This is a genomic window from Algoriphagus taiwanensis (assembly GCF_036245645.1).
Taxonomy (GTDB): Bacteria; Bacteroidota; Bacteroidia; order Cytophagales; family Cyclobacteriaceae; genus Algoriphagus; species Algoriphagus taiwanensis.
In genome coordinates this window covers 89,612-112,768 of record NZ_BTPE01000005.1, presented here as the reverse complement: position 1 = coordinate 112,768, position 23,157 = coordinate 89,612, and the positions used below count along the sequence as shown (strand labels likewise).

The following is a 23,157-nucleotide window of genomic DNA, read 5'->3' as shown; positions in this document are numbered from 1 at the left end:
CTGGTACAAATAGATAATTTATGTCTGCGCATTCTACTGCTATTGGAGTAAGCTCGAAGAGAGGCGTTTGGGGAGGAGGAAATGAGCCCCTGAAGGCTAGCTATGGAAAACTCATGATGTGGTTCTTCCTGCTTTCCGACATTTTCACTTTCGCTGCTTTTTTGATCAGCTATCTGGCCATCCGAGTCAGCTATCCAGCTTACGCCGGTCCTGCTGAAACATTCGTCGGTTCCAATGAATACTGGCCTGTTCCGGAATTGGTGTTTGAAGCCGTTCCTTTCTTGCATGGAATTCATGCTCCATTGGTTTTCGTGGGTATAATGACGTTCATTTTGATTTCTTCCTCTGTCACCATGGTATTGGCGGTGGAAGCAGGGCATAGAAATGACAGAAACGATGTGGTAAAGTGGATGCTTTGGACCATGTTGGGGGGTATTACTTTCTTGGGCTGTCAGGCTTGGGAATGGTCTCACTTCATCCATGGTACAGACGGTGGATCTGTTTTGACTTACATCAATTCCCTGAACCAAAGCGTAACTGAGACAGTATTTGGTGCTAACTTGGTAGTCAATGAATATGGTCCTCCTGCTTTTGCTCAGTTGTTTTTCTTCATTACCGGTTTCCACGGATTTCACGTGACCATCGGTGTAGTACTTCTTTTCCTTGCCTTTTATCAGGCAGCTGTTGGAGTTTACGACAAAAGAGGTCACTATGAGATGATCGAGAAAATCGGTCTCTATTGGCACTTTGTCGACCTGGTTTGGGTATTTGTGTTTACCTTGTTCTATTTGATCTAAGCCTTTAAAATTCTCGAAATATGGAAATCCAAGACACCAAATCTACTCTTCAGGTAGAACCTAGAAACGAAGAGAAAATCAAGAAAATCTGGAAAACCGCCGGTATTCTTCTTGCCATCACTGTCGCTGAATTTATCATGGCATTTACCATGGACAGAGGCATCCTTCTTTATGCTCTGTTCATTATCCTTACTATTTGGAAGGCCAAGTATATCATGATGGAGTTCATGCACTTGGGTGATGAGGTAAAGCCTTTGTTTTACTCTATCATCGTTCCTTTGATTTTCCTTGTTTGGCTTTTGATTGCTTTGGCTAAAGAAGGTTCGGACATCTTCTTGATGCGCTGGTAATATTTATAAATTACATAAAAAAAGTAGGTTGGGGTGTGACACTTCAACCTACTTTTTTGTTAGAGTTATTATATGATTTATCTGATTTTAATACCGCTTTATTTGCTTGCTTCTCATCTTGTCGGTGTCTCAGGTTCAATACGTCAAATTGGTTATTTTAAGGCCTTTTTAATTAGCGTTTTTTTAACGCCAATATTTGGGATTTTAATTGTATTAACTTCAAAATTGGCTCCTATTGGTGATGAAAGAGGGCCTCAAACCTTCTTGTTATTCCTTAAGGGTCTTGTTGTTTTTTCTATATTATTAGTTCCTGTTTTGATAATTATGTTTCTCAGGAATTTTGGAGAAAATCAATACGATCTCCCTGTGTTTTATGAAAATGGTGTAAGCAACCCTTTCATGGAATGCCCGCCTAATGACAGTGCCCAACATTACATTCCCGAGTTTTCTTTCATGAATCAAAATGGAGAATCCATGGGAAGAGCAGAAATGGAAGGGAAAATCACTATCGTAGATTTCTTTTTCACCTCCTGCCCAAGTATTTGCCCAATCATGTCTAAGGAAATGGAGCGGGTCAATGATATGTTCAGAGACGAACCAAGGGTTCAAATCATGTCTATAAGTATTGACCCGGAATACGATACTCCAGAGATCTTGAAATCTTATGCAGATAGGCATAACGCAATTCCTGGCAAGTGGCATTTCCTTTCTGGGCCCAGGGAAGAAACCTATCAGTTAGCCAAGTGTGGATTTGTATTGCCTACCTTGGACGGAAATGGAGTTCCCGATGATTTTGTCCATAGTGACAAGTTTGTTCTGATAGATGAGCAGGGGCGAATTCGGGGTTATTACAGTGGGACAGACCGAGAGGCTGTTGATTTATTGATGTTAGAAACAAAAGTCTTATTGCATGGCAAAAATTGAAAATAAAGCATTGGCTAGTGAGAAAAGCGTGAAGGGTTGGATAGTAGGGATTTCGATAGCCATCCCTTTGGCTGTTGCAGTCCTGCTGTTTATGCCAGCCAAAATCACCGTTTTGGGGGATTGGGTGTATTTCCTTCCTCACCTAAATGCAGTGATTAATACTGCGGCTTCTGTGGCTTTGATTGTGGCTTTGATTTTTGCAAAGCAGAAGAAGTTTGCCTACCACGGGGCTACCATGACCGTAGCATTTACACTAGGCGCAATCTTCCTGGTGTCTTATGTGATTTATCACAGTGCGGCAGAAAGTACCAGCTTTGGAGGGGAAGGGATTATTAGACCAATCTATTATTTTCTGTTGATTACGCACATCCTCTTTGCAGCCATCGCACTGTTTCCGATTCTTTTTGCCTATTACTATGGGTACACGGATCAGAGGGAAAAGCACCGAAAATTGGTTAAATTCGCCTTTCCGATCTGGTTTTACGTATCAGTGACAGGGGTGATCGTATATCTGATGATCTCACCCTATTACACCCATTGATTATCTCAATTCAAATCAATAAAATGATGAAGTTGAAGTATTTCCTAGCATTGATCTTGTTTTTTGGCCTCCAGGTTACCTCTTGGGCCCAGTGCGCAATGTGCCGGGCTTCCGTAGAGAATAACGTAAGCAACGGTGACACTTCTATCGGTGCCGGGCTGAACAACGGGATTTTGTATTTATTTGTGATGCCGTATTTGATGGCTGCCATTATCGGATTTCTATGGTATAGATCCGCCAAAAAGAAAAAAGCTAAACTATCCCTTCGATGAAGGTAAAAGCAAAGTTTGATACCAGACTTTGCTTTTTTATTTTTAGGCTAAATGAGTCCATCTACCCGTCGTCTTCTGATCTTGTTTGGCATCTTGGCTGTCTTGATCGTCCTGATTCTTAATTTTTTTGTATTCCAGAAAAGCGATGAGGAAAAGTACCTGCAGCTTATTGAATCCAAGATCCAAAAGATTGAAAAGGAGTTTGATGAGGACTTTATTCGGGTGCTGATGGATGTAAGGCCAGAAGATCCGGTTACCTTTTCCATGATCAGCAGTCCTTCCCATTTGCATCCGTTTTTCCTTTTGGATCAGGAGAAAAACCTCATGTTCTGGTCTGATTTTACAGTGAGGTTGGATTTTTCTGCCTTAGATGTGTCCAAAGAATATATCCTTCACGAGGATCCTTTTGGTACTTTTTTTCTGAAAACGAGAAAAATCAAGCGGGGGAGTACAGATTATTTTATGGTTCATGCCTATCGTTTGATATGGCCTGGATCGATTCAGAATGATTACCTACAGACAGGCCCTGCTCCGGAGCTCTTCGGCAATGAGCGATTTCAACTTTTTCCCAATCCAGCTGACGGATCCTACCAAATTAAAAATGCTGCAGGAAAAGAACTTTTCGGTATCAATTTTCTTCTCGGCTATGTCCCGGTGACTCGGGTTTCCAATACGGCCTTGGTCATTTTTATCTGCTCCATTTCTTTGCTTTATGTTTTGGTCAGTTTTGACTTTCTCAGAAAAAAATGGAAAAAAGGTCAACGGTGGCAGACTATTGGGTATGGTTTTATTCTCTTTCTTGCCGTACGCCTTTTGATGTTGGGAACCGATTTTCCAGGGGGCTTTTTTGAAACAGAACTCTTCAATTCGATCTACTACGCTTCCTCTTGGGTAAATCCCAGCTTGGGCGACTTGATGATCAATACCGTTGGGTTGGTGTTTCTTTTTGGCTTGATGATCCACGAGCTTGCCAGTGCCATCACTCTCCAAAAAGCCCAGAGACTAAGTGAACGATCTCCCTTCTTTTTGCTTTTCGGTGTAGCTTTTGGTCTCAGTTCCCTCTTTTTTCTTCTTCTGTGGTTCCTTCCCAGAGATTTGATTTTCAATTCTCAATGGGTTTTGGACATCCGTTCCATTCCTACATTCGATGGGTTTAAGGCTATCAGTTTCCTCATTCTATTTCTATGGGCAGGTATTTACACCTTGTTGGTTCTTACGCTGTTTCGGGTTTTGGGAAGTTTGGTGGTTCACTCTGCTGCAAGCAAAAAACTCCCTTTGGCTTTTGGTCTACCCATTTTGGGCTTGATGTTTTGGTTTTCCTTTTGGTGGAGTGTGGCTTGGGCCTTGCATCTGATTTTTATTTTCACAGTCATTCATTTTGAACTCTATAAAAATGTCTTCCGATTAGGTCTTGATACTTTTTTGACCTTTTTCTATGCCAGTTTGATCCTAGCTGGGATCGTAGGGATCAGTACTTTTCAGACGGGAAGAGAAAGCTTGGTCCAGTCAAAAACCCGCTTTGCTACGCAAAACCTGATTGAAAATGACGTGATGACGGAGTTTTTCATGTCGGATATTTTTAGTCGACTGAGGAATGACCTATTTATCCAGAATCGATTAGCTGACCCGCTGCTCTCTAAAGACCCGGTGGAAACCAAGCTGAGAAAAATCTATCTCGATAATTATTTTGATCATTTTGAGGTCGTTATCCGGATATTTTCTACTTCAGGACAGCAAATCTTGGGGCCTTTAGAAAGAGTTGAGCTCTCCTCCCTTCAGCAGCAATTTGTCAAAAGTGACTTTGCCACAGGGGTGAGAGATCTGTATTTTATTAGGGGAAAGGAGACTGGCGCAAATAAAATGGTAGGATTTGTTCCTATCGTGAGAGACAATAATCTTCTTGGCACCATCTTTTTTGAATTGAATCAGCTGAGAGTGCAGCCGGGTAGTGTGTACCCTAAATTGCTGCTTGATAAAAAATATGCGGATAAGCTGGAGCCTCTTTCCTATCCGTATGCCGTCTTCCGTGATGGGGAGTTGCTCAGGAGTGTCGGGGTATTCAACTATTCTCAGGAGACCTTTTTGCCCAATCTGGAGAGAAATCAACTCTTTACCTCAGGAGTTATCCAAAATGGATTTCACCATTTGGGAATTCGAAATGGAGACGAAATTCTGGTGATTTCATCTTTGACTCCCTCTGCTGCTCATTTCTTTGGTAATATCTCCCTGTTTTTCGTCGCATTTGTGTTTTTGACTTTCTTGGCTATTCTTCTGAATACGCTTTTCAAAGGCTACAGGAACTTTGAATTCAACTATTCCACCAAGCTGCAGCTCTACCTGAATTTTGCTTTCTTTTTTCCAATCATCATCATTTCCATCATTACCATTGGCTTACTTACCGGGAGCTACAGAGATGATCTCAACCGGCAATATTTGGAAAAGGCCAATCTCATCCGGGTCAACTTGGGCAGCCTGTTGAATAATCAAAATCCGGAGAGTGTAGACCGGGATTTGCTGAATGAGGAGATCAATGCCTTGGCCAATACTTTGGCAAGTGATATCCATCTCTACACTCCCGACGGAATGCTGGAATTCACCAACCGGCCAAATATTTTTGATAAGAAAATCCTGTCTCCTTTGATCAATCCTGCCGCTATGGCCGGTATCATCGAGAAGAATCAGGTCGAACTTTTGGTTCAGGAAAAAATAGGCAATCTGAGCTACCAGACCGTGTATTTGGGTATCCCTTCCCAAGTCGATTCTTCCATTTCGGGTATTTTGGCCATTCCCTATTTCGAATCTGAGACTGAGCTCAATTCCCTCATTTCCGATGTCTTGAGCAATATTTTCAATGCCTTTGTGGTCATTTTCATCCTATTCTTGGTGGTCTCTGGCTTTGTTTCCCGCAATTTGACATTGCCATTTAAGATCCTTACTCAAAAACTCAAAGCCACCAATCTTGAAAACAACGAACCCATGTACTGGGTGGCAAAAGATGAAATCGGTCTACTGGTGAAGGAATACAACAACATGCTCTTCAAGCTGGAGGCGAGTAAGAAAGTCCTGGCTTCTTCTGAAAAAGAATCTGCTTGGCGGGAGATGGCCAAGCAAGTGGCTCATGAGATCAAAAATCCACTCACTCCGATGAAACTGACGCTTCAGCATCTGATCCGGCTGGAGCACGAGGGCAAGTTGGAGGATAAAGAAAAGCTGCGCAAATCCTTGGAGACCCTAATCCATCAGGTGGATGCGCTGAGCGGGATTGCCTCGTCTTTTTCCACTTTTGCCAAAATGCCTCTGCCCAAGAACGAGCGGATGAATTACAAAGCTGTTGTGCTCAAAGTGCTCGAATTGTTTCAAAATGATAAACGGGTTCAACTGGACTTTCAGGATGATTCCTATGTGGAAGAAATCCCAATTATGGGGGATGATAAGCTATTTGGAAGAGTCATTGCCAATCTGATCATCAATGGGATTCAGGCTGTAGAGCCCGGTAAAACTCCTCATATCCGAGTATGGCTTTGGATGACCGAGCAGGCAGTTTTTCTGGAGATTTCTGACAACGGAAAAGGAATCCCGCCTGAGTTGAGAGATAAGATTTTCATCCCCAACTTCAGCACCAAAACTCAAGGCTCTGGTCTTGGACTTGCTATTGCCAAGAGTGGAGTGGAGACTGCGGGCGGTAAGATCTGGTTTGAGACCGAGGAGGGAAAAGGGACGACTTTCTACCTTACTTTTCCTCTTATCCAGTAAGTTTTAGGAAAATTTAGCTCTCCTAATCCTGACAAAATTATTTTATAGGTTTTAAAATAGTAACTTTAAAGTTACATTTGATGGATGGAAAAAGTAAGGGAAGTCATTGCCTATCAAGACCATTTCGAGAACTTTTTAAAAGCCCAAACCGAAAAAGTTCAAAATAAGATATTTAAAGTCATTGAAGCGATTGAAACCCTGGAAAGGGTTCCGGAGACCTACCTGAAACCGATTAAAACTAAAGGAGGGCTTTACGAAGCCAGAGTTCAATTGGCATCCAATATTTGGAGAGTATTTTGTTTTTTTGATGAAGGCAAATTGGTGATTTTACTCAACGGCTTTCAGAAGAAAACCCAAAAGACTCCTCAAAAGGAAATAGAGAAGGCGGTCAAACTGATGGATGAATACTATTCTGAGAAGGATATAAAAAAGGGAAAAAAGAAAAAGAAATGAATACAAAGAGCTGGAAAGAGATTAAAGATGAAGTTTATGGTGCAAAAGGAACTGACCGAAGAGATGAACTGGAAAGGGATTTTGAGTCATTCAAAATTGGTTTGTTACTAAAAAAGGCAAGAGAAGAAAAAAATCTAACCCAAGAGGAATTGGCTGAATTGGTGGATAAAAAGAGAACCTATATATCAAGAGTGGAAAATAACGGGAGCAATCTGACCCTAAAAACCCTCTTTGAAATTGTTGAAAAAGGATTGGGGGGAAAGGTTAAAATTTCGATTGAGCTTTGAAAATGACAACCCTCAGAAAATCTCCAAAGACATGAGGGGCTATTCCTGATTAAAAAGAAAACATAATCATTGAATAGTTAGGAGGAAGCTAGTAGGGAAGGCCCTCCAAAAACTTGACTGCCCAAGGTAATACAGGTATGCTAGCTCAAAACATGCTCCCTTTTTGGCTTTTTATTACCTTCAAGAAATAGTTTTGGATACGCATGCGGTTGATTTTCCTGATAGGCTTTCTTTTGCTGGCTGGGTATAGCCAGGCGCAGGAAAAATGCCGTTGGTATTCATCCTCAGAATTACAAAAATCAGTGAGGCTGGACCCCTTGCCTGTTTTGGAAAATACCATTCGGGTTTTGGATGCTTCCGGTAAGTCTTATCCCTTTACCTTCCGACCCGAAAGCCAAAGCCTTCTCTTGGAAGGAGAAGAGACGGCAAGACCTGATTCTCTTCAGGTTTGCTATCAGACTCTACCCATTCCACTGGAGCAAACCTTTGCCCGAAGGACACTGCTGGCCAATTACGATTCTACCGCACTCTTCAAAGACAACCGGGTGCAGACTATCCCGGAATTTGACCTCCGGGAAGAACTTTTTCCAAGCACCAATCTCTACAAAACCGGGAGTCTCACCCGTGGTGTGTCTTTTGGCAATACCCAAAATGTCTTTGTCAACTCGGCTTTGAATCTACAGCTGGATGGAGATATCGGCGAAAACTTGAAAATCAGGGCAAGTATCACCGATCAGAATGTCCCATTTCAACCTGAGGGAAATACACAGCAGATTCAGGATTTCGACAATGTGCTGGTGGAATTGTATAATGATCAGTTCCGGCTTTCTGCAGGTGATGTGGTGCTGCAGCAAAGGCAGTCAGAATTTCTCCGCTATTACAAAAATGTGCAAGGACTCCAGCTGACCACCCAGTACAAAGTCAAAGGAGGTTGGGAAGCGAGTACGGAAGGTTTTGCTTCGGTGGCCAAAGGGAAGTTTGCTTCCATTCAGGTGCCGATTTTAGAGGGAGTATTGGGGCCTTATCGCCTCAATGGGCCAAATGGAGAGCGCTTTGTGGTCATCATGGCTAATTCAGAGCGGGTATTTTTGGATGGACGTCTTCTGCAGCGGGGATTCAATGCAGACTATGTGATCGACTACAATCAGGCGGAGATCACATTTACTCCGAAAGTTTTGATCACCCAATACTCCCGAGTGAGGGTGGATTTTGAGTTTGCCGAGAGAAACTATACCCGATCCATTTTGGGAGCCAATCATCTTCAGACTAATGGGAAAGTGGACTTTTATGTCAATTTCTATCAGGAAAAAGACAACCGAAACCGGCCGCTTTTCACCGAGTTTTCTCCGGAGGAGCAGGCCCTTTTGGCATCGGTTGGGGATCAAACCCAAAATGCGGTGATTCCCCGCATCGATTCTGTGGGCTTTGACCCTACCAGGATTTTGTATGAAAAAGTGACCGAAACAGATGCACTTGGCAATCCTTTTACATTTTATCGCTATTCCACCGACCCTGCCTTGGCCCATTTTCAGGTCTCCTTTTCACAGGTGAGCCAAGGCCAAGGAGATTATCGGAAAAGCACCCAACTGGCCAATGGGGTGGTCTATAAGTATGTTCCTCGGGTAAATGGACAAGCTCAGGGGAATTACACCATTTTGACTCAACTCCCTGCCCCGGATGCCCGAAGAATGACTACCGCGGGTACAAGGATTAAATTAGGTTCTTTTGAAAAAGTCTATACTGAAATTGCTCTTTCCTCTTTGGACAAAAACCTGTTTTCAGAACTTGACGATCAGGACAATCAGGGCTTGGGATGGAAAGTCGGTCTTCAATCCGAAAATCGGGAAGTCGGATTTCTCAAGGGATACCGCTTCAAGGGACAGACAGAACTGGAATACAATTCCACCAATTTCAACTTTATAGATCGCTTCCGGTACATCGAATTTGATCGGGATTGGGGCTTGGACCCCGCTGAGCTTAGGGAAGCTGCTGCAGAGCGCCTCTTTTCTACCCAATTGGCATTGCAAAAAGATGCACTCAACGAACTTAGCTATCGGATCAATCTGAGAAACCGGGAAGATCAGCTGACTGGTTATCAGCAAGCGGCCAATTGGAAAGCCGAATTGGGAAAAAGATTCCGAATTCAGCAGGAGTTTTTTCAGCTCAATTCTACCAAAGATACCCTTACCAATGACTGGATTCGGTATTTGGGCCAGGTGAGCTATCAGTCCAAAATATTTGTACCCGGCTACCAATTTTCCCTGGATCAAAATCAAGTGACCGACTCCAAAAGAGATTCCATTATCGGTACAGCCATGAATTTTCAGGAGCATCGGGTATTTCTGCAAAGCAATGACTCCCTCAAGCTTTCCTTCCTGGCTGATGCAGCCTGGAGGACAGATCGAATGCCTACAGGAGGAATCTTGCTGGACGATACGGAGGCATTTACCTCCAATTTCTCTTTGCGCAAGCAATGGAAAAACCACAATCTCAGCGGGACATTCACCTACCGAGACATCCGATATCTTCAGAGAGAGCTACCAAATGAACTGACCTTACTGAGTAAGGTGGACTATTCGGGCGGGATTGGTAAAAACCTGATCCGGAATGAAATAAGCTATGCCATCGGAAATGGTCGGGAACTGCAGCGGGAATACGTCTATCTTCCGGCCCCCAATGGTGATGGAACCCACACCTGGAGGGATGATAACGGGGACGGGATTCAGCAATTGAATGAGTTTTACCTCGCCATCAATCCTGAAGAAAAGCTGTATATCAAAGTCTTTGTGCCTACGGATACCTTTGTCCAGGCATATACCACCTTGCTCAATTACCGGATTCAGGCCAGACTTCCTGATGCTTGGAAAGGTGCAGGTGGGGTAAAGGCTTTCTTGCAGAAATTTTCCAATACCTCCAGTCTGAGTGTGGAGAAAAAAGTCACATCTGATGACTTTTGGAGCCGGGTCAACCCTTTTGTAGGAAGCTTGGACAGAGATCAGATTTTGTCACTGAGGCAGGTGATTCGGACGAGCTTTTTCTTCAACCGGGCTTCGGCCAAATACGGATTTGACCTTTCTCTTTTTGATTCCCAACTCAAGCAATTGCTGACCGGTGGCTTTGAGGATCAGATTCAGCAGGAGTGGAAACTCAACACCCGATACAATTTCAATTCCCAAACCACTCTCAGGCTTTTGGGAAGTTTAGGGAATAGAATCTCTGCTTCGGATTTTCTGGAAAACAGAAACTATGCATTGGATCAGTATTCCTTAGGTCCTGAACTGGCTTGGCAACCCACTCCTTACTTTAGGATTACCGGTTTTTATTCCTTTACAGAAAAGGAAAATGTGCAAAATGTGGAGTTCCAGGAGAAGTCTCTGATTCATCAGACGGGGATGGATATCCGCTATGCCAAAGCCATCAAAACCACGCTCACGGGTAATCTCAAATGGGTCCAAATCGACTACAACGGGGAAGTCAATTCGCCGGTAGGCTACGAGATGCTCCAAGCCTTAACCTTGGGCACCAATATAACCTGGTCACTCAATTGGCTGCACAAAATCGGAGAAGGGCTTCAGCTCAATCTGGTCTATGAAGGAAGAAATTCAGAAGGCTTGGATAGGGTAGTGCACATCGGAAGAATGCAGGTTTCTGCTCTTTTTTGATAGGATAAAGGACAATCGTTTCGGTCAATTCAACCGGCAAAACTCTCCGTTTATTTATCGCTGGAAAAAAAATGTAACTTTGTTGGCTCTGGTTAGTTGTCATACTAACTATTAAACTGCTAAACAAATGGGGAAAAGTATCCTGGTCACAGGCGGAACAAAAGGAATAGGAAAAGCCATCATTGAGCGATTTGCCAAAGAGGGATTCGATATCCTGACTTGCGCAAGAAACGAGCAGGATTTGGATCGTCTCAAAGCCTCACTTGAAGCTGAATTTCCAGGAGTCCGGGTTTTTGCCAAGAAAGCAGACCTTTCCCGTGCGGATGAGGTGAGAAGCTTTGCGGAAGCGGTTAAGGCCTTTTCCATCCCTGATGTTTTGGTTAATAACACAGGAGTATTTCTCCCGGGAGCAGTTCACGACGAGCCTGCCGGCAACTTTGAGCTGATGATGCAGACCAACCTTTTTTCTGCTTATCATCTGATCCGAGCCTTTGTTCAGGAAATGATTCAGAGGAAATCCGGGCATATTTTCAGCATGGGTTCCATCGCCGGACTCACGGCCTATCCCAACGGAGGGAGTTATGCGGTATCCAAGTGGGCCATGCTTGGCATGACCAAGTGCCTGAGAGAGGAGTTGAAGCCCCATCAGATCAAAGTCACTTCCATATTGCCGGGAGCAACCCTGACCGAAAGCTGGGCAGGAGTGGATTTGCCTGCAGAGCGATTTATTCCCGCAGAAGACATTGCAGAGAGTGTTTGGGCGGCTTATAACCTTTCGCCCCGAACCGTTGTTGAAGAAGTAATAATCCGACCCCAACTAGGAGATATATAAGCTATGGAATCCCTCATCAAAAGCCTTGATTCCCTTTATTGCGATAGCCTCACGCAGTATTCCCGCCGAAAAACCATCCCCGTAAGAGTAGGCGATGTGATCATCGGCGGAGACAATCATATTGTGGTGCAGTCCATGACCACGGTAGACACGATGGATACCCTCGGTTCTGTAGAGCAATGCATCCGCATGATTGACTCAGGATGTGAGCTGATCCGGATCACTGCTCCTTCTCTCAAGGAGGCGGAAAATCTGAAGAATATCAAATCAGAACTCCGAAAAAGAGGCTATCAGACGCCTTTGGTGGCAGATATTCACTTTACTCCCAACGCAGCCGAACTCGCTGCCAGAATCGTGGAGAAGGTGAGAATCAACCCGGGGAATTACGCAGATAAAAAGAAATTTGAGGTCATTGACTATACTGATGCTTCCTATGCGGAAGAGTTGGAGCGAATCCGCGAGCGCTTTTTGCCTTTGGTGAAAATCTGCAAGGAAAACGGAACAGCTATGCGGATCGGAACCAATCACGGCTCGCTTTCTGACCGAATCATGAGCCGTTACGGAGATACTCCGCTTGGAATGGTGGAGTCAGCTTTGGAGTTTTTGAGGATTTGCGAGGATGAAAAATTCCACGATATCGTTATCTCCATGAAGTCCTCCAATACTCAGGTAATGGTGCAGGCTTATCGGCTTTTGGTGCAAAAGCTTAACGAGGGAGGATTTAAGCCCTATCCACTTCACTTGGGTGTGACTGAAGCAGGGGAAGCGGAAGATGGCAGAATCAAGTCAGCCGTTGGTATCGGAACTCTACTCGAAGACGGGTTGGGAGATACGGTGAGAGTCTCTCTGACCGAAGATCCTGAATTTGAAGCCCCTGTGGCCAAAGCCCTGATCGATCGCTATACCGGTCGAACTGGACATGCTTCCATTCCCGAAGTAGTCAATTATCCGATTACTCCTTTTGAGCACAACAAGCGGCAGGTAGCCGAGATATACAACTTCGGAGGACATAATGTCCCCCGAGTGATTACGGATATTTCCAAAGTGGAAAATATCACAGATCGGGAAATGAAGGCCGTGGGCCATTTCTATTTGCCTGAACTGGACAAGTGGAAAATGAATGACTTGGGCTGTGATTTTGTATATTCCGGTTCCAATCCGATTCCTTTCATGCTGCCTAACGGCATGAAGGAAATCCAGAATTACTCAGTCTGGGAAAAGGCTCCGGATCAGGTCAATAAGTTTCCGCTGTTTGGCTTGTCAGAATATCAAAAGGCAGAGGTTTTCCATTCGGAAATCAACTTCCTGGAAGTCTTGGATACAGAAATTGCTGAAACCATTTCTACAATTCAAGGAAGAAAAGACACCGTACTGATCCTAAAAACGGCCAATACACACGGCATGCCTGCTTTGAGAAGAGCATTTGTGTCCCTGATTGAGGCAGGTTCGGATATTCCAGTAGTAGTCAAAGTGAGCTATCCCGATCAGACAGCAGACATGACCATGCTTTATTCGGCAACGGATGTGGGCGGATTGCTGGTAGATGGATTGGGTGATGGGATTTTGATTTCTTTGGAAAAAGAAGGAGAACACACCCGACAGGAAGTTTTGGATCAGATCAAGTTGCACAATTCGGTGAGCTTTGGAGTACTTCAGGCAGCAAGAACCCGAATGTCCAAAACAGAATATATTTCCTGCCCTTCCTGTGGCCGAACCCTTTTCGACCTTCAGGAGACTACGGCGATGATCCGAAAAAGAACTGATCACCTCAAAGGAGTCAAAATCGGAATCATGGGATGTATTGTCAACGGACCAGGCGAAATGGCCGATGCAGACTACGGGTACGTAGGTTCGGGTAAAGGAAAAATCACACTCTACAAGGGGAAAGAAGTGGTCAAACGCTCTGTGCCTTCTGAAAAAGCAGTGGATGAATTGATTGAAATTATCCGGGAAGACGGCATGTGGAATGAGCCGGAGACGATTTGAAGACGGGAGACAGAAGACGGAAGACCGAAGTTGGGGAGTTAGGAAGTCGGGAAGTTAGGAAGTTGGAAGTAGTAAAAGTTGCTATCCTAATAAGAGTTGAAGTTCGATTCCATCTCGTAAACCTGTACTGAGCTTGTCGAAGTATCGAAATTCGTAAATCGTAAATAAAGAAATTAACTATCATGGCAGAGAAAAATAAAGTGCAGGAGTTTTTCAAGTTGGGAGAGGTAGGTAACTACTTCGTGCGAGTCTTTCAGAAGCCTGACCCCAACAAACCCAGCAATTTCAATCTTCGGATGATGCATGGCATCAATAAGATTTCTATTCTAATCTTTCTGTTCGCGCTGATTGTCTGGACGATCAAGAGGTTTTTGTAAGTAATCCCTATTTGGAAAGGGATTCATTTCAAATAATCCAAAATCTGAACTTTCTCCATTCCTTGGAATTTTGCCACCAAAATCCCCTCCGGATTGATCAAAAAGCTGGTAGGCATGGCTACAAGCTGGAAAAGCTGGAAAAAGCCTACTCCATTATTCACCAAGTGTATGTCCGGCTGATAGGCACCCAATAAGGATTCTAGATTTTCATCGTAAGAAAAAACGGCAAAAGCTTCGATTTCAGTTACTTTTTTGGCTTCCAACACCTCGGTATGAATCTCCTCGAATTGCTTTGAATTCATGTTTCTGATGGAATGCCTGAAATACAACAGGATCCATTTTCCCTTCATATTCTCTTTGTCAAATTTTTCTCCATTTAGGGTTTCAAAGAAGAATTCAGGAAATTCCTCCTCCATTTTTGGCTGTAGTTCAACCTTTCGAGTTGTACTGACATAGGGATTGTTGGGGTCGAAATAATACTTTTCTACCTGACCGTATTTGTTGTAGACTGCTTCTACTGTGAATTTTGGGAATTCCTCACTTATCTTGGCCATCTCCTCAAGCGTTACCAATTGATCGGTAGTTTTCCAGTAGAGAATATTTTCAATATGGGTGTTTTTATACGAATACCCTTCTTTTTTAACCTCCTGAGCGAAGGATGAAAAAGCGATTGCAAAGAATATAAATGCTACTAAATACTTCATGAAAGCAAGAAAACTAAAAATAGTAAAGAATTAAAGCGGTTTTTGAAAAAGCGAATCAAAACATTAACCCGGCGCGGAATACCAAACTGTGGAATATCGATTCATTGCGGAAAAGAGAATTAAATCCTGGAGGTATTCCGCTATCATCGGGCAAGGTGATTCCGCCCCCGTTTAGTGTTCCCTCAAAATAGGTTAATTCCTGCCTTTTGTAGGCAAATGAAAAACTCAGGGAAGATTTGCCCTTCCTTGACGGAAAACGAACTCCAGCGATCGGGCTGACCATCGCCCCGCCCTCATACCAGCTTTCCTGCCACTCCGTTTTTACTTTTTTCTCCAAAAGAGCTGTACTTGCACCCAAATCCAGCCCTCCAAAAAACTGAGGTCCTCCGCTTTTTCCCAAAAATCCCCTCCAACCCATAGCCAAAGGAATCAAAGAAATATCCTCGTACTGATCCAAGCCCAAGGAAAACCCAATCACCTGCTTTTTCCCAATCCAAGCTCCGTGAAAGCTCTGCAGGGTAAAATCCACCCGGCGCTCCGAACTTCCGTCCCATTGCTCCACTCCTTTGCCAAAGAGGAGGCCGATTTCATTTTGTGTGAAATAGATTTTCTCCTGCGCCAAAGTGCTTACGTAGGAAAAGAACAGGCATATCAAGAGACAGAAAGTCCGAATCTTCATGGAATCAATTGATCACAATGGGGTTGGAGACCTGAATGCAGCTGAGCTTTTTCAATCGATCCGGTTGGCTATAGTCGAACTGGCAAACTCCATCCGGACCGATGACGATCAGTGATTTGGGCCCGGGAATCAGATCCACTGACTTCATGGAAGTAAGAAATTCCAGCTGGTTTTTATCGATGTTCATCACATCGCTTACTTCAAAGCTTTTCAGTCCGTGATTTCCCTCTGCCAGATAGAGATAATCGCCAGCCAATCCCAATCCATGCGGATTTTGCATAGGGTAAGCCTTTTTCAGAGTGGGATTGTATGGATTGGTGATGTCGACCACTTGCAGTTCATTCACTCCATTCCAGCAGGTATTGCCGGTTCGCAGCGTGACAAAGGCATGTTCTTCGTTGACCACCACCGGGTCGCAGGCCATCACATGCTCAAAGACCGACATGCGGGTGGGAGAGCTGGGTGTAGTGGCATCGTAGATATGCATCCCTCGATTGGAGCCGATAAATAGTTTTTCCTGAAAGGGGAAAATAGTCTCAATTCCCCATCCCAGATCGATGGGCTTGATGAATTGGGGGTCTTTGGGATCTTCTACGTCAAAAACCCGAAGCGTATATTCATCCACTGCATACAAATGTCCACTCATCAGGGTGAATCGGGCCAAAGAACCTCCTGTACCATAGCTTTGCGAAGCGGCTGAAAAATTGGCCCGGAATCCCATATCCGAACTCACTAACCAGCCCCATTCCGGCCTTCCTGTGAAATAAGGAGCATCCGTGGTAATCACCGTATCCTTAAAAGTGATGATTTGTCCTGTCTCGTGAACGTATTGGCTGAGGAACACGTCTTCCACCCGCTTCACCAATCGGATGTTTCCCAGATTGCTCAGGTCAAAAACCAGCAAATCCGCGTAGTTGTCTGCATAGAGCATTTCATCATTGACAGCCAGATCGATATTGCCCTCGATTGGGATAAAGTTCAGGTTGATCGGGTTGGCAGGATTAGTATTGTCCAGGATGTGAATGCCTTTGGTAGGCTCATTCACCAGCAGATAATCCCCGTAGATGTAGATCTTGCCGGGATTTTCGAGAGCTTGTGGAGGCTCTGGAGCAATGATTCTCGCCCGTACATCGCTCATCTCGAGATAGACCGGAAGCATGGTCCTATAAGTATAGGTCGAAGTCACTTCATCCTGACAAGAAGCCAGAATCAGGACCAGAGCACAAAGGCTTAGAAAATAGTTGGTTAGGCGTTTCATAAGCATAGGATTTGGAACGAAGGGAAAAGTACCGATTTTTCTTTGGAACGATGAGGTAAAGACATTCGCTACAGGCATTTTCCAAAAGATTCACTTTTTGGTCTGACTTTTATCAGGAATCTTCCGGGAGGATTCCGGTAAGTTAGGTCAGATTCTAAACCCAAAATGCCATGTCAGACTTGATTCTTTCCTTTCGGGAAATCGGAATGGAGGATGTGGGCCGAGTAGGGGGCAAAAATGCTTCCCTTGGAGAGATGTTTCAAAAGCTGATTCCCCTGAAAATCAATATTCCGGATGGCTTTGCCGTCACGGCGGATGCCTACCGGTTTTTTATCCAACACAACCAAATCGGAGAATCCATTCAGAAGCACTTGAAGCAGTTGGACTTGAAGGAGTTTTCCAACCTCAATGCCATCTCCTCCTCGATCAAAAAGCTTATTCTCTCCGGTTCTTTTCCTGAGGAATTGACCCGGGAAATTGAAAAGGCCTACGAGCAGCTTTGCGAAGCAAATGGAAGAGAAGTGGAGGTAGCCGTCCGAAGCAGCGCCACTGCCGAAGACCTTCCCGGGGCGAGTTTTGCCGGATTGCATGAGTCATTTTTGAATATCCGGGGAAAGAAAAAGCTGGTGGAAACTGTCCGGTCTTGCTTTGCCTCGCTCTACAATGCCCGGGCGATCAAGTATCGGCATGACAAGGGTTTTGACAAGCATGAAATCGCGCTCTCCGTCGGCGTCCAACTGATGGTGAGGGCAGACTTAGCCTGCAGCGGAGTTACTTTTTCCATAGATCCTGAATCGGGCTTTTCCAATGCTGTGCTGATTACCGGTTGCTGGGGCTTGGGGGAAAATATCGTGCAGGGAGCCGTGATTCCGGATGAGTATTTGGTGTTTAAGCCTTCTTTGGAGAAAGGGAAAAAGTCCATTCTTTCTAAGAAAATCGGCTCCAAAACCAAAACCATGATCTATCAGAAAGGGGGAGGAGTGCTCAATCTGGACACCCCAAAGGAAAAGCAGGAAGCCTTTGTGCTTTCTGATCAGGAAATAGAAATCCTCGGCAAGTGGGCAGTGCAGATCGAAAAACATTACAAAATGCCCATGGATATCGAATGGGCAAAGGATGGGAATTCCGGGGAGCTTTTTATCGTGCAGGCCCGACCTGAAACCGTTCATGCGGAAAAGGATCCTTATGTTTTAAAAGAATATTCTCTTTCTGAAAAAGGGAAATTACTCAGTTCCGGATATGCCATCGGAAGCGGAATCACCTCCGGAAAAGTCAAAATCCTTCATTCTCCAGCCGAGGCGGATCTGCTGGAAAAAGGGGATATCCTCCTTACGGAAATCACCAATCCGGATTGGGACCCGGTGATGAAAAAAGCCGGAGCCATCATCACCACCAAAGGAGGGCGAACCAGCCATGCCGCCATTGTAGCTCGGGAAGTAGGGGCTTTGGCGATCGTGGGAGCAGAGGGGGCGCTGGAGGAGCTGAAAGACGGGGATGAGGTGACTGTGGACAATTCCTCCGGAAAAATGGGAAAAGTCTATGCCGGCAAATTGAAATGGAAAACCCAGGAACACAATTTCCGAGGACTTAATCTACCCAAAACTCAACCCATGTTTATCCTTGCCGATCCTGAAAAGGCCTTCAACCTTTCCTTTTTTCCTAATCAAGGCGTAGGCTTGATGCGAATGGAATTTGTCGTCAATGGCAGTATCCAAGTGCATCCCATGGCTTTGGTTCATTTTGAGGACTTGGAAAATGCAGAAGAAAAGGCTCAAATCGAAACCCTTTGCAAAGGCTATGCGGACAAGCGGGAATATTTTGTGGACAAGCTGGCCCAAGCCGTAGGCACGATTGCGGCAGCTTTTTATCCCAAGGATGTGATTTTGCGGACGAGTGATTTCAAAACCAACGAGTACGCTCATCTTCTCGGGGGAAGCCAGTTTGAAACCGGAGAAGAAAACCCCATGCTGGGCTTCCGAGGTGCCTCCCGCTACGACCACGATCGCTACAGGGAAGGTTTTGCACTGGAATGCCAAGCAGTCAAACGGGTGAGAGAGGACATGGGCTTGGAAAATCTCAAGGTGATGATTCCTTTTTGCCGAACCCCAGAGGAAGGCAAAAAAGTTATAGCCCGTATGAAAAAGTTGGGTCTGGAGCAGGGGAAAAACGAACTTGAAATCTACGTCATGGCTGAAATTCCCTCTAATGTCATCTTGGCTGAGGAATTTGCCCAAATCTTCGATGGCTTTTCCATCGGTTCCAATGACCTGACCCAACTCACCCTGGGGGTGGATCGGGATTCGGAGGTCTTGAGCGATTTGTTTGACGAAAACAACCCTGCCGTGAAGTGGATGATTGCTGAGGTGATTCGTAAGGCGAAAGCTGCCGGAAAGAAAATCGGACTCTGTGGTCAGGCACCGAGTGACAATCCTGCTTTCGCCCAATTCCTGATTTCCGAGGGCATAGACAGTATTTCTTTCAATCCCGATGCCTTGCTCAAAGGAATCGAAAATATGATCAAAGCCGAATCCAAAAAATAAACTTAATACTTATGAAAAAGCTGGAAAATAAAACCGCCGTCATCACCGGAGCAGCCTCCGGGATGGGAAAGGCCATGGCCGAACTTTTTGCTCAAGAGGGAGCCAAAGTGATTGTTTCCGATGTCAATTCTACCGATGCAGAAATGGTAGCTGAGACTATCCGTCATCAAGGCGGGCATGCCATCGGGCTCAAATGCGATGTTTCTGACGAGGATCAGGTGAAAAAGCTGATCCATGCCGCTGTGATTGAGTTTGGTTCTCTGGATATTCTGGTCAACAATGCCGGGATAATGGATGACTTTATGCCACTGGATCGGGTGTCGGACAAGCTTTGGCAGAAAGTAATGGCAGTGAATGTGAATGGGCCATTCTATGCTTCCCGGGAGGCCATTGCCCAAATGCTAAAGCAGGGAAAAGGAGTAATCATCAATATTGCCTCCATCGGCGGTGTGATGGGAGGAAGAGCTGGCGTTACCTACACCACTTCCAAGCACGCCCTGATCGGAATGAGTAAAAACATCGGCTTTATGTACTCCAAAAAGGGAATTCGCTGCAATGTAATCGCTCCCGGAGGAGTCAATACCAACATCATGAAAAATGCACAAGTGGATGAAGAAGGTGCAGCCCTTTGCAGCTCGGGTGCAGGCTCCATGTCCCGAATGGGTGAATCTGAAGAAATCGCCCGAATCGCCCTGTTTCTGGCTTCAGACGACTCATCCTTTGTGAATGGGGAAGTCTTGGTAGCGGACGGAGGCTGGACGGCGTATTGAGGGAAGACCGAAGAAAAAAGTCAGATGTCGGATGTCGGATGTAGGATGTAGGGGGGGTGATGTCCGATAAAGGGAGCGGGAAGTCGGAATGGATTGGAAGATTGAAAGATTAGAAAATTGAAAAATTGGCCGTTTGTAAGCTCGTCTTTTTAAATGCCAAAGATTTCTAAGCTCAATAAAGGGTCGGAGTGCCTGAAAATTGTCGTAAATCGTACTTCGTAAATCGAAAATAAAAAGTTGGGAGATAAGTAAGTTAGAAGTTCTAAAGTTGTGATCCTCAATCGGTGTTTGAGGTTCTTCAGATCTCGTAAATCGTAATTCGTAAATCATATATTACTTGTCCAATGGTGATACTAAATAATGGGAATCCATTCTGGATAATGCTCTTGATCAGATAGAAATACTCAAACTGATGCTCTCTCCCAGATTCACCTGGGCTTTCTTCCGGATTTCAGCCTTCAGAGGAAGGAGGTAGGTGTCCTGCTTTTTGTCAAACCAAATTGCTGTATCCCAAGCTAATCCTTTGATTTCTGCTCTAGCCTGCATTCGTCCCCAGCCTTCTTCTTGCCAAGCTAGGTTTTGTCGGATTTCATGGGCCAGTTCCTTGGGCAGAGAGACAAATACCCATCCACCCATCCCGGGGGATTTCCACACTTTGGCCGAAAAGTCATATTTGATTTTGCCTTGCATATATTTTTTGGTTTAAAAGTCTCATTTTCAATTCCTTTTAACAATTTCTTGGTAAGTGCCATGTGATTCTCATTCTTTTAAACAGCTAAATCATCTTCAATAGGTTCAGGGCTATCCTTTGATTGCCTCTCCAAAAGAGCAAAACCAAATGTCAAAACGCCAACGCGTCCAATGAACATTAAAATAATGACCAAAAGCTTGCCAGTGGATGATAAGTCACCCGTAATCCCTGTGCTAAGCCCAACAGTTCCAAGAGCTGAGGCAACTTCAAAGAGGATTTTTTCAAACTCAAAATGCTCAGTAAATGTCAATAAAAATGTAAAAAGAAATATTATGCTGGTGTAGAGGATGAAAGTGGAAGTAGCTACGTAAAGTCGCTCAAATGGAATGGTTTTATTTAAAAAAGAAATTTGCTTTTGTCCGAAGAGTCTACTTTTTAAGACCGATATCATCGCTGTTAGAGTAGTTATTTTCATTCCTCCAGCAGTTCCAGAAGGCGAAGCACCTATGTACATCAAAAATGTGATGAATAGCAAAATGGGTAAGCTTAGTTCACCTGTAGAAATTGTATTAAAGCCTACAGTAGTCATTGCTGTCATCGCTTGAAAGAATGATTCAGAAAATCTGGAATCGGAACTCTGAATACTTGTTTCTGCGAAATATACCAGAGTAGTACCGATGAATAGGAGTAGAACAAATCCATAGGTTATAATCTTGGTGGTAAATGATATATTTTGAGATCGGCCTCTAAATCTGTACCAAAGATCGGTTATAACAATAAATCCAAGTGAACCCGCAATTGCAAGAACTGAAATTATGATGTTGATAAAGATATTGTCACTGTAACTTTCAAAACTATCGTTGAACAAGCCAAATCCCGCTGTACAAAATGCGGATACACTGTGAAATATTGAAAACCATATTGCTTTCAATGGCTCCATACCTGTTTGTTTAAAAGCGATGTAAAAACTAATTGCTCCCAATGTTTCCATTACAGTTGTAAACACAATTACACTTCTAATGAAGTCGTTAACTTTAATAGTTCTTGGGAGAGTAAATTCAGTCCCAATTATCTTATGGTGCCAATGCGTTAAGTTTTTGGTTGTAAATAACAGGTAGTAAGTAGTTAATGTCATATAACCAATCCCACCAATTTGAAATAGGCCCATTACAATCAGTTGGCCTATAAAGTTATAAGAATCATAAAGGCTGACCGTTACAAGTCCAGTTGTTGAAATTGCAGAAGTTGAAATAAACAAATTGTCTAGAAAACCGACACTTGTTTTATGGAAGAGTGGGATGCTTAAAAGTCCAAAACCAACAAGCGTGTAAAGAAAAAATCCCCATACTAAATTCATTTGAGGGGACTTGCTTATTTGAAATCTTTTGTACCAGGTCAAAAATCTTTCAAGGATGTTTTTTTTAGCTGTCATACCCTAATTCTAATTGGCATTCATCATAAAATTTGCACATTAAAACCTGTCAATATTTGACTTTTGATCAGGAAATCGACATGAATAACTGATTTCTTTGTCGTTTTTTAGATAAAATTTCTCAAAACAATGCCTGAGTTTTTTTGGCCAAAATTCAACACAAAAGAATCTACCTAAAAAACCACTTCTCTCAAAAAGCCGGCCTAATTTGTATGAATTTCATCTTTTTGATTTTTTTAAGATGACTCTTCACTTTCATTTATCAAATACCCATTGCTGTGTGTTATTGTTTTTTTTTATCTAGATTCCCTTTCCCTTTTGTTCCCTAGACTTAATACCTCTGACTTCTTAATTCAAGATGACTTTATCCTATTTCCGTGACTTTTGCCTTGGTCTTCCGGGAGTATCGGAAGACACACCCTTTGATGCGAATACGCTCTGCTTTCGCGTGGGCGGGAAGATCTTTGCTATCGCTGACCTTGAAGTTTGGGATTTTGTCAATCTGAAGTGCGACCCGGAACGGGCCATCGAGCTTCGGGAACAATACCCCGGCATCACCCCCGGCTACCATATGAATAAAAAGCTGTGGAACTCGGTCTCTGTCGAAGGAAGTGTCCCCGATTCCCTGATTATCGAGCTTACCCGGCATAGCTACGAGCTGGTGAGGGGTTCTTTGCCGAAGTCGGTGAGGGAGGGGTTGGAGTAGGCGGTTGATTTTTGTGATTGGTAAATGGTAAGTAGTGGAGAAGTAAGAAATATGAATTCAGAAGGCTGAAAACTGGTAAAATGAATTTCTGTGGGAATCTGTGTCATCTGTGAGCACTATTTAAAGTCAGAAGTATGAAGTCT

General features: G+C 44.0%; 20 protein-coding genes. 15 read left to right on the top strand and 5 right to left on the bottom strand.

Annotation, left to right across the window (positions count from 1 at the left end; genetic code table 11):
* The first annotated feature begins 20 nt into the window (after positions 1-20).
* The 12 genes from AAA938_RS08625 (at position 21) to AAA938_RS08570 (ending at position 14,234) form a co-directional block, all read left to right on the top strand.
* Positions 21-797 (top strand): cytochrome c oxidase subunit 3, encoded by a 777-nt coding sequence (locus AAA938_RS08625; RefSeq protein ID WP_338228260.1) that lies wholly within the window; start codon positions 21-23, stop codon positions 795-797.
* Positions 798-817: 20 nt separating this feature from the next.
* Positions 818-1,147, top strand: a complete 330-nt coding sequence (locus AAA938_RS08620; protein ID WP_338228259.1) for a cytochrome C oxidase subunit IV family protein — start codon at positions 818-820, stop codon at positions 1,145-1,147.
* Positions 1,148-1,471: 324 nt separating this feature from the next.
* On the top strand, positions 1,472-2,071 hold the full coding sequence (locus AAA938_RS08615; protein WP_338228498.1) for an SCO family protein: 600 nt from the start codon (positions 1,472-1,474) through the stop codon (positions 2,069-2,071).
* Positions 2,058-2,612, top strand: coding sequence for a DUF420 domain-containing protein (locus tag AAA938_RS08610; RefSeq protein ID WP_338228258.1), 555 nt, complete (start codon positions 2,058-2,060; stop codon positions 2,610-2,612). The genes AAA938_RS08615 and AAA938_RS08610 overlap by 14 nt, the downstream gene beginning before the upstream one ends.
* A gap of 23 nt (positions 2,613-2,635) precedes the next feature.
* Entirely contained in the window at positions 2,636-2,884 is a 249-nt protein-coding gene (locus tag AAA938_RS08605; RefSeq protein WP_420915735.1) for a hypothetical protein, read from the top strand.
* A 51-nt stretch (positions 2,885-2,935) separates the two neighbouring features.
* Positions 2,936-6,637 (top strand): ATP-binding protein, encoded by a 3,702-nt coding sequence (locus tag AAA938_RS08600; RefSeq protein WP_338228257.1) that lies wholly within the window; start codon positions 2,936-2,938, stop codon positions 6,635-6,637.
* Between the two features lie 84 nt (positions 6,638-6,721).
* A complete protein-coding gene (locus tag AAA938_RS08595) occupies positions 6,722-7,090 on the top strand; it encodes a type II toxin-antitoxin system RelE/ParE family toxin (protein ID WP_338228256.1) in 369 nt (122 codons plus the stop codon).
* The gene (locus AAA938_RS08590) at positions 7,087-7,377 is read left to right on the top strand and encodes a helix-turn-helix domain-containing protein (protein WP_338228255.1); all 291 of its coding nucleotides are present in this window, start codon (positions 7,087-7,089) and stop codon (positions 7,375-7,377) included. Before AAA938_RS08595 ends, AAA938_RS08590 begins: the two co-directional genes overlap by 4 nt.
* Before the next feature lie 203 nt (positions 7,378-7,580).
* Positions 7,581-11,039, top strand: a complete 3,459-nt coding sequence (locus AAA938_RS08585; RefSeq protein WP_338228254.1) for a hypothetical protein — start codon at positions 7,581-7,583, stop codon at positions 11,037-11,039.
* Positions 11,040-11,166: 127 nt separating this feature from the next.
* Positions 11,167-11,871, top strand: coding sequence for an SDR family oxidoreductase (locus AAA938_RS08580; RefSeq protein ID WP_338228253.1), 705 nt, complete (start codon positions 11,167-11,169; stop codon positions 11,869-11,871).
* A 3-nt stretch (positions 11,872-11,874) separates the two neighbouring features.
* A complete protein-coding gene (gene ispG / locus AAA938_RS08575) occupies positions 11,875-13,857 on the top strand; it encodes a (E)-4-hydroxy-3-methylbut-2-enyl-diphosphate synthase (protein ID WP_338228252.1) in 1,983 nt (660 codons plus the stop codon).
* A gap of 182 nt (positions 13,858-14,039) precedes the next feature.
* On the top strand, positions 14,040-14,234 hold the full coding sequence (locus AAA938_RS08570) for a DUF6728 family protein (protein ID WP_338219549.1): 195 nt from the start codon (positions 14,040-14,042) through the stop codon (positions 14,232-14,234).
* Between the two features lie 23 nt (positions 14,235-14,257).
* On the opposite strand, the gene AAA938_RS08565 is transcribed toward AAA938_RS08570, so the two are convergent.
* Genes AAA938_RS08565 through AAA938_RS08555 form a run of 3 tightly spaced genes read right to left on the bottom strand, consistent with a single transcriptional unit; the run spans position 14,258 to position 16,875 of the window.
* A complete protein-coding gene (locus tag AAA938_RS08565; RefSeq protein WP_338228251.1) occupies positions 14,258-14,938 on the bottom strand; it encodes a TlpA family protein disulfide reductase in 681 nt (226 codons plus the stop codon).
* Positions 14,939-14,993: 55 nt separating this feature from the next.
* Positions 14,994-15,617, bottom strand: coding sequence for a hypothetical protein (locus AAA938_RS08560; protein WP_338228250.1), 624 nt, complete (start codon positions 15,615-15,617; stop codon positions 14,994-14,996).
* 4 nt (positions 15,618-15,621) lie between these two features.
* A complete protein-coding gene (locus tag AAA938_RS08555; RefSeq protein WP_338228249.1) occupies positions 15,622-16,875 on the bottom strand; it encodes an LVIVD repeat-containing protein in 1,254 nt (417 codons plus the stop codon).
* Positions 16,876-17,045: 170 nt separating this feature from the next.
* On the opposite strand from AAA938_RS08555, the gene ppsA reads away from it, so the two are divergent.
* Positions 17,046-19,415, top strand: a complete 2,370-nt coding sequence (ppsA, locus tag AAA938_RS08550; protein WP_338228248.1) for a phosphoenolpyruvate synthase — start codon at positions 17,046-17,048, stop codon at positions 19,413-19,415.
* An 11-nt stretch (positions 19,416-19,426) separates the two neighbouring features.
* The gene (locus tag AAA938_RS08545; protein ID WP_338228247.1) at positions 19,427-20,185 is read left to right on the top strand and encodes a glucose 1-dehydrogenase; all 759 of its coding nucleotides are present in this window, start codon (positions 19,427-19,429) and stop codon (positions 20,183-20,185) included.
* A 390-nt stretch (positions 20,186-20,575) separates the two neighbouring features.
* On the opposite strand, the gene AAA938_RS08540 is transcribed toward AAA938_RS08545, so the two are convergent.
* The gene (locus AAA938_RS08540) at positions 20,576-20,875 is read right to left on the bottom strand and encodes a DUF1905 domain-containing protein (RefSeq protein WP_338228246.1); all 300 of its coding nucleotides are present in this window, start codon (positions 20,873-20,875) and stop codon (positions 20,576-20,578) included.
* 77 nt (positions 20,876-20,952) lie between these two features.
* On the bottom strand, positions 20,953-22,233 hold the full coding sequence (locus AAA938_RS08535) for a TrkH family potassium uptake protein (RefSeq protein ID WP_338228245.1): 1,281 nt from the start codon (positions 22,231-22,233) through the stop codon (positions 20,953-20,955).
* A 433-nt stretch (positions 22,234-22,666) separates the two neighbouring features.
* Here AAA938_RS08535 and AAA938_RS08530 point away from each other — a divergent pair, with 433 nt between their 5' ends.
* Positions 22,667-23,014, top strand: coding sequence for an MmcQ/YjbR family DNA-binding protein (locus AAA938_RS08530; RefSeq protein ID WP_338228244.1), 348 nt, complete (start codon positions 22,667-22,669; stop codon positions 23,012-23,014).
* The last annotated feature ends 143 nt before the right edge of the window (positions 23,015-23,157 follow it).

What these genes read in the sequence shown, in the direction of transcription:
- AAA938_RS08530 (WP_338228244.1), top strand. Translation starts at nt 22,667, where the DNA reads ATGACTTTATCCTATTTCCGTGACTTTTGCCTTGGTCTTCCGGGAGTA.
- AAA938_RS08625 (WP_338228260.1), top strand. Translation starts at nt 21, where the DNA reads ATGTCTGCGCATTCTACTGCTATTGGAGTAAGCTCGAAGAGAGGCGTT.
- AAA938_RS08565 (WP_338228251.1), bottom strand. Translation starts at nt 14,938, where the DNA reads ATGAAGTATTTAGTAGCATTTATATTCTTTGCAATCGCTTTTTCATCC.
- AAA938_RS08545 (WP_338228247.1), top strand. Translation starts at nt 19,427, where the DNA reads ATGAAAAAGCTGGAAAATAAAACCGCCGTCATCACCGGAGCAGCCTCC.
- AAA938_RS08585 (WP_338228254.1), top strand. Translation starts at nt 7,581, where the DNA reads ATGCGGTTGATTTTCCTGATAGGCTTTCTTTTGCTGGCTGGGTATAGC.
- AAA938_RS08555 (WP_338228249.1), bottom strand. Translation starts at nt 16,875, where the DNA reads ATGAAACGCCTAACCAACTATTTTCTAAGCCTTTGTGCTCTGGTCCTG.
- AAA938_RS08535 (WP_338228245.1), bottom strand. Translation starts at nt 22,233, where the DNA reads ATGAATTTAGTATGGGGATTTTTTCTTTACACGCTTGTTGGTTTTGGA.
- AAA938_RS08600 (WP_338228257.1), top strand. Translation starts at nt 2,936, where the DNA reads ATGAGTCCATCTACCCGTCGTCTTCTGATCTTGTTTGGCATCTTGGCT.
- AAA938_RS08620 (WP_338228259.1), top strand. Translation starts at nt 818, where the DNA reads ATGGAAATCCAAGACACCAAATCTACTCTTCAGGTAGAACCTAGAAAC.
- AAA938_RS08560 (WP_338228250.1), bottom strand. Translation starts at nt 15,617, where the DNA reads ATGAAGATTCGGACTTTCTGTCTCTTGATATGCCTGTTCTTTTCCTAC.
- AAA938_RS08615 (WP_338228498.1), top strand. Translation starts at nt 1,472, where the DNA reads ATGTTTCTCAGGAATTTTGGAGAAAATCAATACGATCTCCCTGTGTTT.
- ispG (WP_338228252.1), top strand. Translation starts at nt 11,875, where the DNA reads ATGGAATCCCTCATCAAAAGCCTTGATTCCCTTTATTGCGATAGCCTC.
- AAA938_RS08570 (WP_338219549.1), top strand. Translation starts at nt 14,040, where the DNA reads ATGGCAGAGAAAAATAAAGTGCAGGAGTTTTTCAAGTTGGGAGAGGTA.
- ppsA (WP_338228248.1), top strand. Translation starts at nt 17,046, where the DNA reads ATGTCAGACTTGATTCTTTCCTTTCGGGAAATCGGAATGGAGGATGTG.
- AAA938_RS08605 (WP_420915735.1), top strand. Translation starts at nt 2,636, where the DNA reads ATGATGAAGTTGAAGTATTTCCTAGCATTGATCTTGTTTTTTGGCCTC.
- AAA938_RS08595 (WP_338228256.1), top strand. Translation starts at nt 6,722, where the DNA reads ATGGAAAAAGTAAGGGAAGTCATTGCCTATCAAGACCATTTCGAGAAC.
- AAA938_RS08610 (WP_338228258.1), top strand. Translation starts at nt 2,058, where the DNA reads ATGGCAAAAATTGAAAATAAAGCATTGGCTAGTGAGAAAAGCGTGAAG.
- AAA938_RS08540 (WP_338228246.1), bottom strand. Translation starts at nt 20,875, where the DNA reads ATGCAAGGCAAAATCAAATATGACTTTTCGGCCAAAGTGTGGAAATCC.
- AAA938_RS08590 (WP_338228255.1), top strand. Translation starts at nt 7,087, where the DNA reads ATGAATACAAAGAGCTGGAAAGAGATTAAAGATGAAGTTTATGGTGCA.
- AAA938_RS08580 (WP_338228253.1), top strand. Translation starts at nt 11,167, where the DNA reads ATGGGGAAAAGTATCCTGGTCACAGGCGGAACAAAAGGAATAGGAAAA.